11 protein-coding genes are annotated in these 14687 nt (G+C 71.1%); 7 read left to right on the plus strand and 4 right to left on the minus strand.

Features of this window, described 5'->3' with window-relative positions; translation table 11 throughout:
- Window positions 1-2183 (minus strand): DNA topoisomerase (ATP-hydrolyzing) subunit A (locus N8N77_RS00005; protein ID WP_261163749.1); only part of this gene is annotated, 2183 nt, incomplete at its 3' end.
- 84 nt (window positions 2184-2267) lie between these two features.
- On the opposite strand from N8N77_RS00005, the gene N8N77_RS00010 reads away from it, so the two are divergent.
- Window positions 2268-3398, plus strand: a complete 1131-nt coding sequence (locus N8N77_RS00010; RefSeq protein ID WP_261163750.1) for an alkaline phosphatase family protein — start codon at window positions 2268-2270, stop codon at window positions 3396-3398.
- 2 nt (window positions 3399-3400) lie between these two features.
- Here the strand turns inward: N8N77_RS00010 and sepH are convergent, their stop codons facing one another.
- Entirely contained in the window at window positions 3401-4444 is a 1044-nt protein-coding gene (gene sepH, locus N8N77_RS00015; protein WP_261163751.1) for a septation protein SepH, read from the minus strand.
- Window positions 4445-4668: 224 nt separating this feature from the next.
- Between sepH and N8N77_RS00020 the strand changes: the two genes are divergently transcribed.
- Window positions 4669-4962: a DUF4193 domain-containing protein gene (locus N8N77_RS00020; RefSeq protein WP_261163752.1), complete on the plus strand. Its 294-nt coding sequence runs from the start codon at window positions 4669-4671 to the stop codon at window positions 4960-4962.
- An 80-nt stretch (window positions 4963-5042) separates the two neighbouring features.
- Here N8N77_RS00020 and N8N77_RS00025 read toward each other — a convergent pair whose 3' ends face one another.
- Entirely contained in the window at window positions 5043-5519 is a 477-nt protein-coding gene (locus N8N77_RS00025) for a DUF3093 domain-containing protein (RefSeq protein ID WP_261163753.1), read from the minus strand.
- Between the two features lie 12 nt (window positions 5520-5531).
- On the opposite strand from N8N77_RS00025, the gene dut reads away from it, so the two are divergent.
- The 5 genes from dut to dxs all read left to right on the plus strand — a co-directional run bounded on the left by dut (window position 5532) and on the right by dxs (window position 12475).
- On the plus strand, window positions 5532-5981 hold the full coding sequence (gene dut / locus N8N77_RS00030) for a dUTP diphosphatase (RefSeq protein WP_261163754.1): 450 nt from the start codon (window positions 5532-5534) through the stop codon (window positions 5979-5981).
- Window positions 5978-6607, plus strand: coding sequence for a DUF3710 domain-containing protein (locus N8N77_RS00035; protein WP_261163755.1), 630 nt, complete (start codon window positions 5978-5980; stop codon window positions 6605-6607). Before dut ends, N8N77_RS00035 begins: the two co-directional genes overlap by 4 nt.
- The gene (locus tag N8N77_RS00040; protein ID WP_396652751.1) at window positions 6604-7371 is read left to right on the plus strand and encodes a DUF3159 domain-containing protein; all 768 of its coding nucleotides are present in this window, start codon (window positions 6604-6606) and stop codon (window positions 7369-7371) included. The genes N8N77_RS00035 and N8N77_RS00040 overlap by 4 nt, the downstream gene beginning before the upstream one ends.
- Window positions 7372-7508: 137 nt before the next feature.
- Window positions 7509-10376, plus strand: coding sequence for an aconitate hydratase AcnA (acnA, locus tag N8N77_RS00045; RefSeq protein WP_261163756.1), 2868 nt, complete (start codon window positions 7509-7511; stop codon window positions 10374-10376).
- A 140-nt stretch (window positions 10377-10516) separates the two neighbouring features.
- Window positions 10517-12475 carry a 1-deoxy-D-xylulose-5-phosphate synthase gene (gene dxs, locus N8N77_RS00050; RefSeq protein ID WP_261163757.1) on the plus strand — a complete coding sequence of 653 codons (1959 nt, stop codon included), beginning with the start codon at window positions 10517-10519 and terminating at the stop codon, window positions 12473-12475.
- Window positions 12476-12538: 63 nt separating this feature from the next.
- Here the strand turns inward: dxs and N8N77_RS00055 are convergent, their stop codons facing one another.
- Window positions 12539-14680: a 3-hydroxyacyl-CoA dehydrogenase NAD-binding domain-containing protein gene (locus tag N8N77_RS00055; protein ID WP_261165561.1), complete on the minus strand. Its 2142-nt coding sequence runs from the start codon at window positions 14678-14680 to the stop codon at window positions 12539-12541.
- Window positions 14681-14687: the final 7 nt, after the last annotated feature.

Here is a 14687-nt window from a genome sequence, read left to right on the forward strand (position 1 = left end):
CCCGGCTTTGGTGGGGGTGTGGTCGGCCGCCCACGGGCCGGGCCCCGGCGCGCTAAGCTCTTCCGCCGCCGGGACCGCCGCGGGGCCCCCGGCCGCGGCCCCCGGGGCCCCGCCGCCGCGCCCTGGGGACGCACACTGGCCGCGGCGAAGCGCAGCAGCTGCGCGTCCTTCGTCACGAACACGAGCTCCGCCTCGTCGGGGGCCGCCGCGGCACCCACGACGGCGTCGCCCGGCTTGAGCGCGATCACCTCGACCTCCGGCTTCGGCGCGAGGGTCGAGGGCACGAAGCGCTTCACCACGCCCTGCGCGGTTCCCAGCGCCACGGGCGTGTCGGAGTCGAGCGCCGTGATCGAGACGATCTGCTCCGACTTGTCGACGAGCCCGATGTAGTCGCGCAGCCGCACGCCGCCGCCGAGCTGGATGGAGTTCGCCGGGACGGACGGGATGTCGATGGGGGAGAAGCGCATCACGCGTCCGCGCGACGTGATGGCGCCGAGCTCACCGCGGATCGTTCCCGCGGCCGTTGCCAGAATCGCATCGTGCTTGCTGCGGCGCGACGGGGCAGACAGCTGCTGGCCGTCCGTGAGGTCCACGCGCACGGCGCGGCCCGTCGTCGAGAGGGCGACGAGCGTGGGGCCGTCGGCGATCTGCAGGCTGGGCGCCGCCTTCGACGAGCGCGGCGCGGCCGGCTTGGCGTTCATGAGCAGCGTGCGCCGCGGGGTGCCCAGCTTGTCGGCCGTCGCCTCCAGCTCCTCGGCGACCTTGCGGCGCAGCAGGACGTCGGAGCCGAGCAACTCCTCGAGCTGTGCGATCTCGGCCAGCAGCGCATCGCGCTCCTGCTCCAGCTCGATGCGCGAGAACTTGGTCAGGCGCCGCAGCCGCAGCTCGAGGATGTACTCGGCCTGCACCTCGTCGAGGTCGAACACCTGGCACAGGCGGGTCCTGGCCTGCTCCGAGGTGTCGGAGGACCGGATCACCTGGATGACCTCGTCGATGTCAAGGATGGCGACGAGAAGGCCCCGCACGAGGTGCAGGCGCTCCTGCCGACGCGCGAGCCGGAAGCGGCTGCGCCGGGTGACCACCTGCAGGCGGTGGTCGATGTAGACGCGCAGCAGCTCCTTGAGGCCGAGCGTGCGCGGCTGACCGTCGACGAGGGCGACGTTGTTGAAGTTGAAGGAGTCCTCCAGCGGCGTGAGCCGGTAGAGCAGCTCGAGCACGGCGGCCGGGTCGAAGCCGGTCTTGATGCTGATCACGAGGCGCAGGCCATGGTGGCGGTCCGTCAGGTCCTGCACATCGGCGACGCCCTGCAGCTTCTTGGACTGCACCGCGTCCTTCATCTTCTCGATGACGCGTTCGGGGCCCACCATGTACGGCAGCTCCGTGATGACGATGCCCGTGCGCCGCGGTCCGATCTGCTCGATCGACGCCTTCGCCCGCACCTTGATGGCGCCGCGACCGGTCTCGTACGCGTCTTTGACGCCGTCGAGGCCCATCACGATGCCGCCGGAGGGGAAGTCCGGCCCCGGGACGAACTCCATCAGTTCGTCCGTCGTCGCCTCCGGGTGTTCGAGGAGGTGGACCGCGGCGTTGACGACCTCGATGAGGTTGTGCGGGGCCATGCTCGTGGCCATGCCGACGGCGATGCCGCTCGCGCCGTTGACGAGGAGGTTCGGGTAGGCCGCGGGCAGCACGTCGGGCTGCTGGAACTGTCCGTCGTAGTTGGGGACGAAGTCGACGACGTCCTCGTCGAGATCCTCGGTGAGCGACAGCGCGGGCGCCGCGAGCCGCGCCTCGGTGTAGCGCGAGGCGGCCGGGCCGTCGTCGAGCGAGCCGAAGTTGCCGTGGCCGTCGACGAGGGGAACGCGCATGGCGAAGTCCTGCGCCAGGCGCACGAGCGCGTCGTAGATCGCCGAGTCGCCGTGGGGGTGGAGCTTTCCCATCACCTCGCCGACCACGCGGGCGCTCTTGACGTGCCCCCGGTCGGGCCGCAGCCCCATCTCGGCCATCTGGTAGAGGATGCGGCGCTGCACGGGCTTGAGACCGTCGCGGGCGTCGGGGAGGGCGCGGGAGTAGATGACGGAGTAGGCGTACTCGAGGTACGACCCCTGCATCTCGGCCTCGAGGTCGATGTCCTCGATGCGTTCCTCGACCGGCTCGGCGGCGGGTGCCTGCTTGCGCGCCATTCAGCCCTCTCTTCGTGCGGTGGAGGCCGCGCGTACGCGGCGGGGCCGGAAGTCTCGGTCGGGTGCTGTGCGAGACTGGCCCGGATGTCATCGATCGTACCGTCGGCTCCTGCGGCGGCCCGGAGCCTCACCGGGGTGGCGCCGGACCTGCTGGCCTCGCTGAGCGGCCAGACGGCGGGACTGACCGCGGCGCGATCGGCCGTGCTGTTCGTCGTCGACGGGCTCGGGGCGATCCCGCTGCGCGCGCACCGCGGGCATGCCCGCTTCCTCGCCGGCGCGATGGCGCGGCGCGACGTGGCGCGCAGCGTGTTCCCCTCCACGACGGCGGCGGCCCTGACGAGCCTGCTGACGGGGGCGTGGCCGGGCGAGCACGGTCTCGTCGGCTACCGGGTGCTCGATCCCCAGCGCGGCGTGCTCGCCAATCAGCTGAACGGCTACGAGCGCGACGGGCTCGATCCCGACGCCTGGCAGCGCTGCGAGACGGTGTTCGAGCGCGCGGCGGTCTCCGGCATGCGCCCCTTCGCCGTGAGCCTCGACAAGTACGCCGGCACGGGCCTCACGCGGGCGATCATGCGTGGCGCGGAGTTCGTCGGCGAGAAGGACCTCGCCCAGCGCGTGCTCGTGGCGATCGCTCTGGCGGAGCGGCACGAGGGCGCGCTCGTGTACTGCTACCTGCCGGAGGTGGATCAGGCCGGGCACAAGTACGGCGTCGCCTCGGACCGCTGGGTCGACGCGCTCGAGCGGGTCGACGGCGCCCTCGCGGCGGCGGGGCGGCTGCCCGACGGCGTCGGCGCGATCATCACGTCGGACCACGGCATGGTCGATGTGCCCCGCCACCGCCACGTCCTGCTGCGCGAGGGCGACCCGCGCCTCGACGGTGTCGCGCACCTGGGCGGCGAGCCGCGGCTGCTGCACGTCTACGCCGAGCCGGGGCGCGACGTCGCGTCGCTGGCGGAAGCGTGGCGCGTCGGATCGCAGGGGACGGCGGACGTGGCCACCCGGGACGACGCGGTCGCGGCCGGGCTGTTCGGTCCCACCGTGCGCGACCACGTGCGCGGGAGGATCGGCGACGTGATCGTCGCCGCGCGCGGGCTGTGGGCGTTCTACGACGACCGACTGGACGACAAGAAGCCGCAGGACATGATCGGCCAGCACGGCTCGACGAGCGCCGAGGAGACGACCGTCCCGTTCATCCGCCTCGGCGCCTACGCCTGAGCTCAGTCGTCGGACCGCGCGCCGAAGACGATCTCGTCCCAGGACGGCATCGAGGCGCGACCGCGGCGGCGCGGGGGCTCGGGCTCGCGCTCGGGCTCCGGTTCGGGCGCGGCGGGCTGTTCGGCGACCGGCTTGTCCTCGGCCATCGCCTCGAACAGCGCCACGGGCGCACCGCCCCTCGCGGGGTGGCGTGCCGCGCTCTCGTCGAGTTCGCTCATCGGGGCGGACTCGCGCTGGCCACGGCGGCGGCGAAGCGCCTCCAGCAGGTCGGCGGTCTCGGGCGAGGTGCTGTGCTCCTCGGGTGCGCGGCGCGTGGCCGTCTCCCGCACCTCGCGGCTCGACACGGTGGCGAGCCGGCCGGCGGGCGAGTCGTCGACGGCGGGCTCCGGATCGGGCAGGCGGCGGGGCCCGAACGCGTCGGTGTCGAACCGGCTGTCGTCCTTCGACGGCGTGTCGAGCGCGCGCAGGCGGGGGATCAGCCCCTCCGGCAGGGGCCCCTGCCGTGACAGCTGGGTGGCGTCCGAGTTGAGCGGGGCGAGCGCGCTGCGGCGCGGCTCGAACGACCAGCGGGCGTCGTGGTCGACCTCGCCCGCGGTGAACTCGAGCTTCACGATCCAGCCGCTGGCGTCCTTCCAGCTCGTCCACCGCTCGCCCGTCGCGTTGAGGCTCGCGAGCTTGCTGCGGATCGCCACGCCGAACGTGGGGTTCGCGTCGCCGTCGAGCTCGCTGCCGATGAGCACCGGCACGGCCAGGGCCTGGCTCACGATGTGCTCGCGCTCCGCGATGACGGGCCCCTCGAACCGGCGGACGTCCTCGATGTCGGCGCCCAAGAGCTCGGCGACCTGCTCGGCCGACATCCCGGCGCGGATGTGCGTCTGGATGTCGCGGGGGCTTGCGGCGGCGCGTCGAGCGGGTCGGGCCGTCGTGCCGGCCCGGCGGATCTCGGAACGCAGCACGTCGTCGACCGCGACGGTGAAGCGCTCTCCCGACTCGTTCGCGAGGACGAGGGCGCCGTCCTCCGATCCGATGACCGTGAGCTGTTCCATGCGTGCTCCTTCCGCGCTCTGCGGTGACTCACATGCTCTCACGGCGGGCGCGCAACGGCGGGAATACCGCGGGCGTGCCGCGGGTTTCACCGGCAGCGATCGCTGTGGGTCTGCGGGGAGCCGCGTGTGCGTTTGCTAATCGCTCCCCGCTCGTGCAGACTATCGCCGCCCCGCCGCATGGGCGGGGTGCCTGAGCTCCAACGAAAGAAGTGTGACGCCCTCCGATGGCAACCGATTACGACGCCCCCCGTAAGTCCGAAGACGACAGCAACGAGTCGATCGAGGCGCTCAAGGCTGCGCGGAACAACCCGCAGCCGGGGTCGGCCGACACGGAGGATGCCGACAACCCCGGTTTCGAGCTGGGCGGTGCGGACCTGTCCAACGTCGAGCTCGACGTCGTCGTGCTGCCCCCGCAGGACGACGAGTTCACGTGCATGAACTGCTTCCTCGTCAAGCACCGCTCGCAGCTGGCGGAGGAGGGCCCGAACGGCCCCCTCTGCAAGGACTGCGCGGCCTGATCCTCCCGACGACAAGCGCCCGGCGGCCTCGGATGAGGCGCCGGGCGCTTCGTCGTCCGCGGCGCACCCGCCGCGGACGATCAGGAGCGCTGTGCGAGGCGGATCGCGGCCGCGAGCCGATCGGGGGTGCGAGAGGAGATGGTCCAGGAGCCGACGGGATCGTCGGGATCGGTGTTCGGCACCACGACGAGGCCGTCGATGCCGCCCCGGATCAGGTGCCAGCCGTGGGCGTCGATGTCTCGCCCGCGCGCGGCTCTCGCCTCCGGGCCGGTGAGGGCGACCGGCTCGCCGAGAAAGCCCACGTCGATGTGCGCGCGGCCCGCGCGCAGCCGCGATCCGCGCACCTCCACGGTGGGCGCGAGACCCACGAGGAGCGCGACGACCGCGATCGCGACGGCGACGCCGATGACCAGCGCCAGGGCGCGATCGATCTGCACGAAGACGAGCGAGGCCATCGGCGCCACGACGGCGGCACCGCCGAGCAGCCAGAGCGAGGGGGAGAGCCGCTCCCGGTACGTGGCCTGCGACGACCGGATCGGCGTTGATGTGTTCTGCATTACCCTCGTTGCGTGACCGAAACCGTGGACGTGCCCATTGTCGCACCCGTGATCCCGGAGTACGCCCACCCCGACGACGCCGGTGCCGATCTGGTCGCCGCGGAGGCCGTGCGGCTCGAGCCGGGGCAGCGGGCCCTTGTCGGGACCGGCGTGCGCATCGCGCTCCCGGAGGGGTACGCCGCGTTCGTCGTCCCGCGCAGCGGGCTGGCTGCCAAGCACGGCATCACGATCGTGAACGCGCCGGGCACGATCGACGCGGGCTACCGCGGTGAGATCAAGGTGGCGCTGCTGAACACCGATACGCGCGAGGCCTACGAGATCGCCGCGGGAGACCGCATCGCCCAGATCATCGTGATGCCGGTGCCCCGCGCGCGCTTCCTGCCCGTCGAGGAGCTGCCGGCGAGTGGCCGCGGCGAGGGCGGGTTCGGATCCACCGGCTACCAGACAGGGGAGACCAAGTGAGCGACGAGAACGCGGCGGACGGCGCAACGCCGGAGACGCCGGCGACCGCCGACCCGAGCGCGAAGTCGGCGCCCGCCGACCGCGCCCAGAGCGGACCGTTCGACGAGTCGGAGGCGAACGCCGTCCGCCCCTACATCGACCTGGGCGGCCTCAAGGTGCTGCCGCGCGAGGGGCTCAACCTGCGGCTCGAGGTCGAGGAGAAGACGAAGCGCATCGTGGCGATCGGCCTGGACTACGCCGGCTCGACGCTGCAGGTGCAGCCGTTCGCGGCTCCGCGGTCGAGCGGCCTGTGGGGCGAGACGCGCGAGCAGATCCGCGAGCAGGTGCGTCAGCAGGGAGGCCGCGTCGAGGAGCGCGAGGGCCCGTTCGGTCCCGAGCTGCTGGCCGAGGTGCCCACCGCCGATGCCGAGGGGGGCAAGGCCATGCGTCTTGCCCGCTTCGTGGGTGTCGACGGTCCGCGCTGGTTCCTGCGTGGTGTCATCGGCGGCGCCGCCGCCAGCGACCCGGCGGCCGCGGAGCAGGTCGAGGACCTCTTCCGCTCACTCGTCGTGGTGCGCGGCGGCAACCCGATGCCCCCGCGCGATCTCATCCCGCTCAAGATGCCGCAGGCCCCGGGCACGGCGTGAGCGACCCCACAGCGCCGCGTGACCGCGAGCCGGGCGAACCCGGCACACGCGGGTCCGACCTGACCCCGCCGCCGGCCGCCCCCGACCTGCTCGGGCAGGCGTTCGGCGAGGCCGCGCGTCGCGCCGGCATGGACCCCGCGGGGGACGCGACCGCGGGCCGGGTGGTGTGGAAGGCGATGGGCGGCTTCCGCGGTGTGCTCGAGTCGGTGCTGCCGAGCCTGGCGTTCGTCGTCGTGTACACGATCCAGCCGGAGCCGCTGTGGCTCTCGCTGGCGGTGTCGGTCGGGCTCGCGGCCGTGTTCACGCTCGTGCGCCTCGCGCAGCGCTCCACGCCGGCCGCAGCCCTGGGCGGGCTCGTCGCGGCGGGCTTCGCCGCCGCGCTTGCCCTGCTCACCGGAGAGGGCGAGCAGAACTTCCTGCCCGGCCTCGTCACGAACGCCGTGTACGGCACCGCGATCCTCGCCTCCGCACTCGTGGGGTGGTCGGTGATCGGACTGGCCGGCGGGTTCCTCATGGGAGAGGGCACCGCGTGGCGCAACGATCAGCGCAAGCGCCGCGTGTACTTCTGGCTCGCGATCGCCTGGGCCGCGCTCTTCTACGCGCGGCTGGCAGTGCAGCTGCCCCTCTATCTCGCGGGCGCCGTCACGGCCCTGGGCACGGCGAAGCTGCTGATGGGCTTGCCGCTGTTCGCGCCCCTCGTCGCCGTCACGTGGCTCGCCGTGCGCGCGCTGTATGCGCGGAGCGACCGCGACGATCGTGCATAATGGATTTATCTTGACGTCAAGATAAATCGGTCCTCTCATCCGGTGCCGACTGTTAGGTGCTCCTTGCTAGCCGCGGGGGCCCTACGGGGGCAGGATGGAGGGGAATTCCGCGGTCGATCCCGAAGGAGACGGAACCGGTGTCCACGGTGAACAGCTTCGGTGCCAAGAGCACCCTGACGGTCGGCAGCACCGACTATGAGATCTACCGCATCGATGCGGTCGAGGGTTACGAGTCGCTGCCGTTCAGCCTCAAGATCCTCCTCGAGAACCTGCTCCGCACCGAGGACGGTGCCAACATCACGAAGGAGCAGATCAGCGCCCTCGGGTCGTGGGATGCCGCGGCCGAGCCGAGCACGGAGATCCAGTTCACGCCGGCCCGCGTGGTCATGCAGGACTTCACGGGCGTGCCCTGCATCGTCGACCTCGCCACCATGCGCGAGGCGGTCACCGAGCTCGGTGGCGACCCCGACAAGATCAACCCGCTCTCGCCCGCCGAGATGGTGATCGACCACTCGGTCATCGCCGACCTCTTCGGCACCGAGAACGCGCTCGAGCGCAACGTCGAGATCGAGTACGAGCGCAACGGCGAGCGTTACCAGTTCCTGCGCTGGGGCCAGACGGCGTTCAAGGACTTCAAGGTCGTGCCCCCGGGCACCGGCATCGTGCACCAGGTGAACATCGAGCACCTCGCCAAGGTCGTCTACGACCGCCAGGTGGACGGCGTGCTGCGCGCCTACCCGGACACGTGCGTCGGCACCGACTCGCACACGACGATGGTCAACGGCCTCGGCGTGCTCGGGTGGGGCGTCGGCGGCATCGAGGCCGAGGCGGCCATGCTCGGTCAGCCCGTGTCGATGCTCATCCCGCGCGTCGTCGGCTTCAAGCTCACGGGCGACATCCCGGCCGGCGTCACCGCGACCGACGTCGTGCTGACGATCACCGACATGCTGCGCAAGCACGGCGTCGTCGGCAAGTTCGTGGAGTTCTACGGCGAGGGTGTGGCCTCGGTTCCGCTGGCCAACCGCGCCACGATCGGCAACATGAGCCCGGAGTTCGGCTCGACGGCCGCCATGTTCCCGATCGACGACGTCACGCTCGACTACCTGCGCCTGACCGGTCGCGACGAGCAGACCGTCGCGCTGGTGGAGGCGTACGCCAAGGAGCAGCACCTCTGGCACGACCCCTCGCGCGAGCTCGTCTTCAGCGAGTACATGGAGCTGGACCTCTCCACGGTCGTCCCGTCGATCGCCGGCCCGAAGCGCCCGCAGGACCGCATCCTGCTGTCGGAGGCCAAGTCGCAGTTCGAGAAGGACATCGTCAGCTACGCGTCGATGCCCGACGACTCCGTCGAGGTCGAGGGCACCTTCCCGGCCTCCGACCCGGGCACCACGCCGGGCGTCGAGCACGAGCACGTCGCCTCGAACGGCGTCTCGCACCAGCACGACCAGGAGCGCCAGCACGTCGAGTCGATGCTCGTCAGCGGCGCGCCGCACGTCGCGTCCAAGCCCGTGAAGGTGACGACGCCCGAGGGCGAGTCGTACCTGCTCGACAACGGCGCCGTGACGCTCGCCGCCATCACGTCGTGCACGAACACCTCGAACCCGTCGGTCATGATCGCCGCCGGCCTTCTCGCCCGCAAGGCGCGTGAGAAGGGCCTGACCCGCAAGCCGTGGGTCAAGACGACGCTCGGCCCCGGTTCGAAGGTCGTCACCGACTACTACGAGAAGTCGGGCCTCGACAAGGACCTCGAGGGCCTGGGCTTCTACACGGTCGGCTACGGCTGCACGATCTGCATCGGCAACTCGGGCCCGCTGATCGAGGAGGTCTCTGAGGCGATCAACGAGAACGACCTCGCCGTCACCGCGGTCCTCTCGGGCAACCGCAACTTCGAGGGTCGCATCAGCCCCGACGTGAAGATGAACTACCTCGCCTCGCCGCCGCTCGTGGTGGCGTACGCGCTGGCCGGCTCGATGAACTTCGACTTCGAGACCGACCCGCTCGGCAAGGACGCGGATGGCAACGACATCTTCCTGAAGGACGTGTGGCCGTCGCCGGAGGAGGTCCAGGAGATCATCGACTCGTCGATCTCGCGCGACCAGTTCATCAAGCAGTACGCCACGGTGTTCGACGGCGACGAGCGCTGGAAGTCGCTCGACACCCCGAGCGGCCCGGTCTTCGAGTGGGACGAGAACTCGACCTACGTGCGCAAGGCCCCGTACTTCGAGGGCATGACGATGGATCCGGAGCCCGTCGCCGACATCCAGGGCGCCCGCGTCCTCGCAACGCTCGGCGACTCGGTGACCACCGACCACATCAGCCCCGCGGGCTCGATCAAGGCCGGCACCCCGGCCGCGCAGTACCTCATGGAGCACGGCGTCGCCCAGCGCGACTTCAACTCCTACGGCTCGCGGCGCGGCAACCACGAGGTGATGATCCGCGGCACCTTCGCGAACATCCGCCTCAAGAACGCGCTCGTGAAGGCCGTCAACGGCGGCCAGCAGATCGAGGGTGGCTACACCCGCGACTTCACGCAGCCCGAGGGCCCGCAGTCGTACATCTTCGACGCGGCGCAGAACTACCAGGCGCAGGAGACCCCGCTGGTCATCTTCGGCGGCAAGGAGTACGGCTCGGGTTCGTCGCGCGACTGGGCGGCAAAGGGCACGCGCCTGCTCGGCGTGAAGGCGGTCATCACGGAGAGCTTCGAGCGCATCCACCGCTCGAACCTCATCGGCATGGGCGTCGTGCCGCTGCAGTTCCCCGCCGGCGAGAGCTGGGAGTCGCTGGGCCTCGACGGCACCGAGATCGTCTCGATCTCGGGTCTGGAGCAGCTCAACGAGGGCGTCACGCCCAAGACCGTGCGCGTGGTCGCCGAGCCGAGCGAGCACTCGCCCGAGGGCAAGCAGACGGTCGAGTTCGACGCGGTCGTCCGCATCGACACCCCCGGTGAGGCGGACTACTACCGCAACGGCGGCATCCTGCAGTACGTGCTGCGCAGCCTCGTCTGACGGCATTCCGCCACACGCGCCCCGCTCGGCCTCGGCCGGGCGGGGCGCGGTGCATCCAGGCGGCGGATCTTCGGGGTCGCGTCGCCCTTTCGACGGCTCCGTTCAGCCTCCCGGGAGGGCCCGCGGCGTAGGCTTGCCGCATGAGTCTTCTCGACGCGATCGGCGGCCCGCGCGATCTGGACGGGCTCTCCGACGCGCAGCTCGCCGAGCTCGCCGGCGAGATCCGCGAGTTCCTCATCGCCAACGTCGCGCGCACCGGCGGGCACCTGGGCCCGAATCTCGGCGTCGTCGAGCTCACGATCGCGCTGCACCGCGTGTTCGACTCGCCGCACGACCCGATCATCTTCGACACCGGTCACCAGTCGTACGTGCACAAGCTGCTCACGGGACGCAAGGACTTTACGAACCTCCGTGCCCGCGGCGGACTTGCCGGCTACCCGCAGCGCTCCGAGAGCCCGCACGACGTCGTCGAATCGTCGCACGCCTCCAGCTCGCTCAGCTGGGCCGACGGCATCTCCCGGGCCTTCACCCGTACCGGCCGGGCGGACCGCCATGTCGTCGCGGTCGTCGGCGACGGCGCCCTCACCGGCGGGATGACGTGGGAGGCGCTCAACAACATCACCGACGACAACGACCGCAACCTCGTCATCGTCGTCAACGACAACGGCCGCTCCTACGCCCCCACGATCGGCGGAATGGCCCGGTATCTCAACCGCGTGCGCACCGGAGGCGTGTACCGAGACCTGGATGCGAAGTCGAGCCGGCTGGCCGACCGGCTCCTCGGCCCCGCGGGTCGCGCCCTGTACCGCGGCCTGCGCGGCGGCACCCGCGGCTTCCTCGCCCGCTTCACGAACAACCGCGCCCTCTACTCGCAGCTGGACATCAAGTACCTCGGCCCGGTCGACGGCCACGACGTGAAGGCGCTGCGCGAGACCCTCGAGCTGGCCAAGTCGTACGGCGCTCCGGTGCTCGTTCACGCCATCACCGAGAAGGGACGGGGCTATCAGCCCGCCCGCGATGACGAGGCCGACCAGTTCCACGCCGTGGGCCGCATCGACCCGCACACGGGGGAGCCGGTTTCCGTCGCGTCCTCCGAAAGTTGGACCGATGTCTTCGCCGACGAGCTCGTCCGGGTGGGCGAGACCCGGCCGGATGTCATCGCCATGACGGCGGCGATGCTGCGGCCGACCGGCCTCGCGCCGTTCGCCGAGCGCTTCCCCGACCGCGTGTACGACGTCGGTATCGCCGAGCAGCACGCGGTCGCGTCGGCCGCGGGCCTGGCCTACGGCGGTCTGCACCCCGTGGTCGCGCTGTACTCCACGTTCCTGAACCGCGCGTTCGACCAGGTGCTCATGGACGTCGCGCTGCACCGGGCCGGCGTGACCTTCGTGCTCGACCGCGCGGGCGTCACGGGGCCCGACGGCCCGAGCCATCACGGCATGTGGGACCTCGCGCTGCTGCACATCGTGCCCACGATCCGCATCGCCGCGCCGCGCGACGCCGAACGGCTTCGCGAGGAGCTGCAGGAGGCGGTGGCGGTCTCGGATGCACCGACGGTCGTCCGATTCCCGAAGGGCAGCGTGGCCGCCTCGATCCCGGCGTTGGAGCGCCTGGAGGACGGCGTCGACGTGCTGGCGCGCGGCACGGCCGAGGACGTGCTCATCGTGGGCATCGGCCCGTTCGCCCAGCTCGGCCTCGACGTCGCCGCGCGGCTGCGCGCGCAGGGCATCGGTGCGACGGTGGTCGACCCGCGCTGGGTCGTGCCCGTGCCGGGGTCGATCGTGGAGCTCGCCGCGCGCCACCGTCTCGTCATCACCCTGGAGGACGGCCTGCGCGTCGGCGGTATCGGCACGCGCGTGCGCCAGGTGCTGCGTGAGGCGGGCGTCGACACCGCCGTGGACGAGCTGGGTCTTCCCGACGCGTTCCTCGACCACGCCTCGCGGGAGGAGATTCTCGCGGATGCCGGCCTGAGCGCCGCGAAGATCGCCCACGACGTCGTGTCGCAGGTGCTCGGGACGCGCATCCCGGTGGCGCGCCCTGAGGGGTCGCGCGGCCTGCCGGCGGTCACCGGACCGATCGAGAAGTCGCGCCGCGGCTAGCCACTCGTCCGCGGCACGAAAGAAGGGAGGGATCCGAGGATCCCTCCCTTCTTTCGTGTGCGATCAGCGCGCCGCGACGCCGCGGATCGGGGGAGTGTGGAACGTGGAGCCGAAGACGTGTTCCGACGCGCCCACGCGGTCGAGGTAGGCCGTCGCGCCGCCGTCGATGAACGGCCAGCCGGCGCCGAGGATGAGCGCGAGGTCGATGTCCTCGACCTCCGGCACGACCTTCTCCTCGAGCATGATGTGGATCTCGCGCGCCAGTTCGTCCTCCACGCGGCGGAGGATCTCATTCTCGGACGCGGGCGTCTTGCCGACGGTGAGCGCCTTCTGCGCCTGCTTGGTCCAGCCCGTGACCCGGCCGCTCTTGTCCTTCTCGACGACCTCGTCCAGCTCGGCGAGGGCGTGGAGGTTCGCCGACGCGTGGAAACGATCGGGGAAGTGGCGTGCCATCGTGTCCTGCACGTGCGCGGCGACCTTCCAGCCGACGAGGTCGATGAGCTGGAACGGCGTCATCGGCAGGCCCAGCGGGGCGAACGCCTTCTCGACGGTCAGCAGCGGCGTGCCCTCGTCGATCGCACGCGCGGCCTCGCCCATCACCTTGGCGAGCAGGCGGTTGACGATGAACCCCGGCGCGTCGGCGGAGCCGATGGCGTTCTTCTTGAGGTTCTTCGCCACGACGAAGCCCGTGCTGATGGCCTCCTCGCTGGCCTGCGGCGTGCGGACGACCTCGACGAGCGGCATGACCGCCACCGGGTTGAAGAAGTGGAACCCGATGAGGCGCTCGGGGTTCGACAGCACCGAGCCGATCTCCTCGACCGACAGCGACGACGTGTTGGTCGCGAGGATCGCCTCGGGCGAGACGATCGTCTCGATCTCGCGGAACACGTCCTGTTTGACCGTGGTCTCCTCGAACACGGCCTCGATCACGAAGTCGCAGTCGGCGTACTCGCTCTTGTCGACGGTGCCGCGCACGAGTGCGCGCAGGCGGTTCGCCTCGTCGCCGTCGATGCGGCCCTTCGTCTCGAGCGCGCCGATCTCGTCGTGGATGTACGCCAGGCCCTTGTCGACCCGCTCCTGCGAGACGTCGGTGATGAGCACCGGCACCTGCAGGCGGCGGACGAACAGCAGCGCGAACTGGCTGGCCATGAGGCCCGCACCGATCACGCCGACCTTCGTGACCTTGCGCGCGAGCGCCTTGTCCGGCGCGCCGACGGGGCGCTTGGCCCGCTTCTGCACGAGGTCGAAGGCGTACATCGAGGCGGCGAACTGGTCGCCGGTGATGAGGTCGGCCAGGGCCTCGTCCTCCCGCGCGAAGGCCTCCGCCTTCGATCCGGAGCGGGCCTTGTCGAGCAGCTCGAGTGCGCGGTACGGCGACTTCGGCACGGTGCCGATCCGGCTCTCGAGCATGCCGCGCGCCATCTTGATGGCGATCGGCCACTTCGTGAGCTTCTCCATCTTGCCGGGGGCGTTCTTGCGCTCCACCTTCACCGAGCCGCCGAGCACGCCGTCGGCCCACGCCAGGGAGTCCTCGAGGTAGTTCGCCGGCGAGAACATCGCGTCGAAGATTCCCAGCTCGTACGCCTGCCGCGCCTTGAGCGTGCGGTTCTGCTTCAACGGGTTCGAGATGATCACCTCGAGGGCGTTCTCGATGCCGATGAGGTTCGGCAGCAGGTAGGCGCCGCCCCAGCCGGGCACGATGCCGAGGAACACCTCGGGAAGCGCGATGGCCGCAGCCGAGGAGTCGACCGTGCGGTACGTGGAGTTCAGGGCGATCTCCACGCCACCGCCCAGCGCGAGCCCGTTCACGAACGCGAACGAGGGCACACCGAGGTCGCTGAGCTTGCCGAGCACCTGGTGGCCGCGCTGCGCGATGCGAAGCGCGCTCTCGCGCCCGTCGAGCGCCGTGATCTGCGACAGATCGGCGCCCGCGGCGAAGATGTACGGCTTGCCCGTGATCCCGACGGCCTGGATCTCGCCCGCCGACGCCCTCCCGCGCAGCTCCTCGAGCACGCCGTTGAGCTCCGTGAGGGTGCGCGGCCCCAGCGTGTTCGGCCGGGTGTGGTCGCGGCCGTTGTGCAGCGTGATGAGGGCCAGCACGCGGCCGCTGGGCAGCGTGACGTCGCTGACGAGCGAGTGGGTGACGACCTCGTCCTCGGAGGCGGCGTCGAGCGTGGAGAAGTCGATCGATTCGTAGTCGGTCATGCGTCCG

Origin of the sequence: Microbacterium sp. Marseille-Q6965 (assembly GCF_946151065.1) — a bacterium.
Taxonomy (GTDB): Bacteria; Actinomycetota; Actinomycetes; order Actinomycetales; family Microbacteriaceae; genus Microbacterium.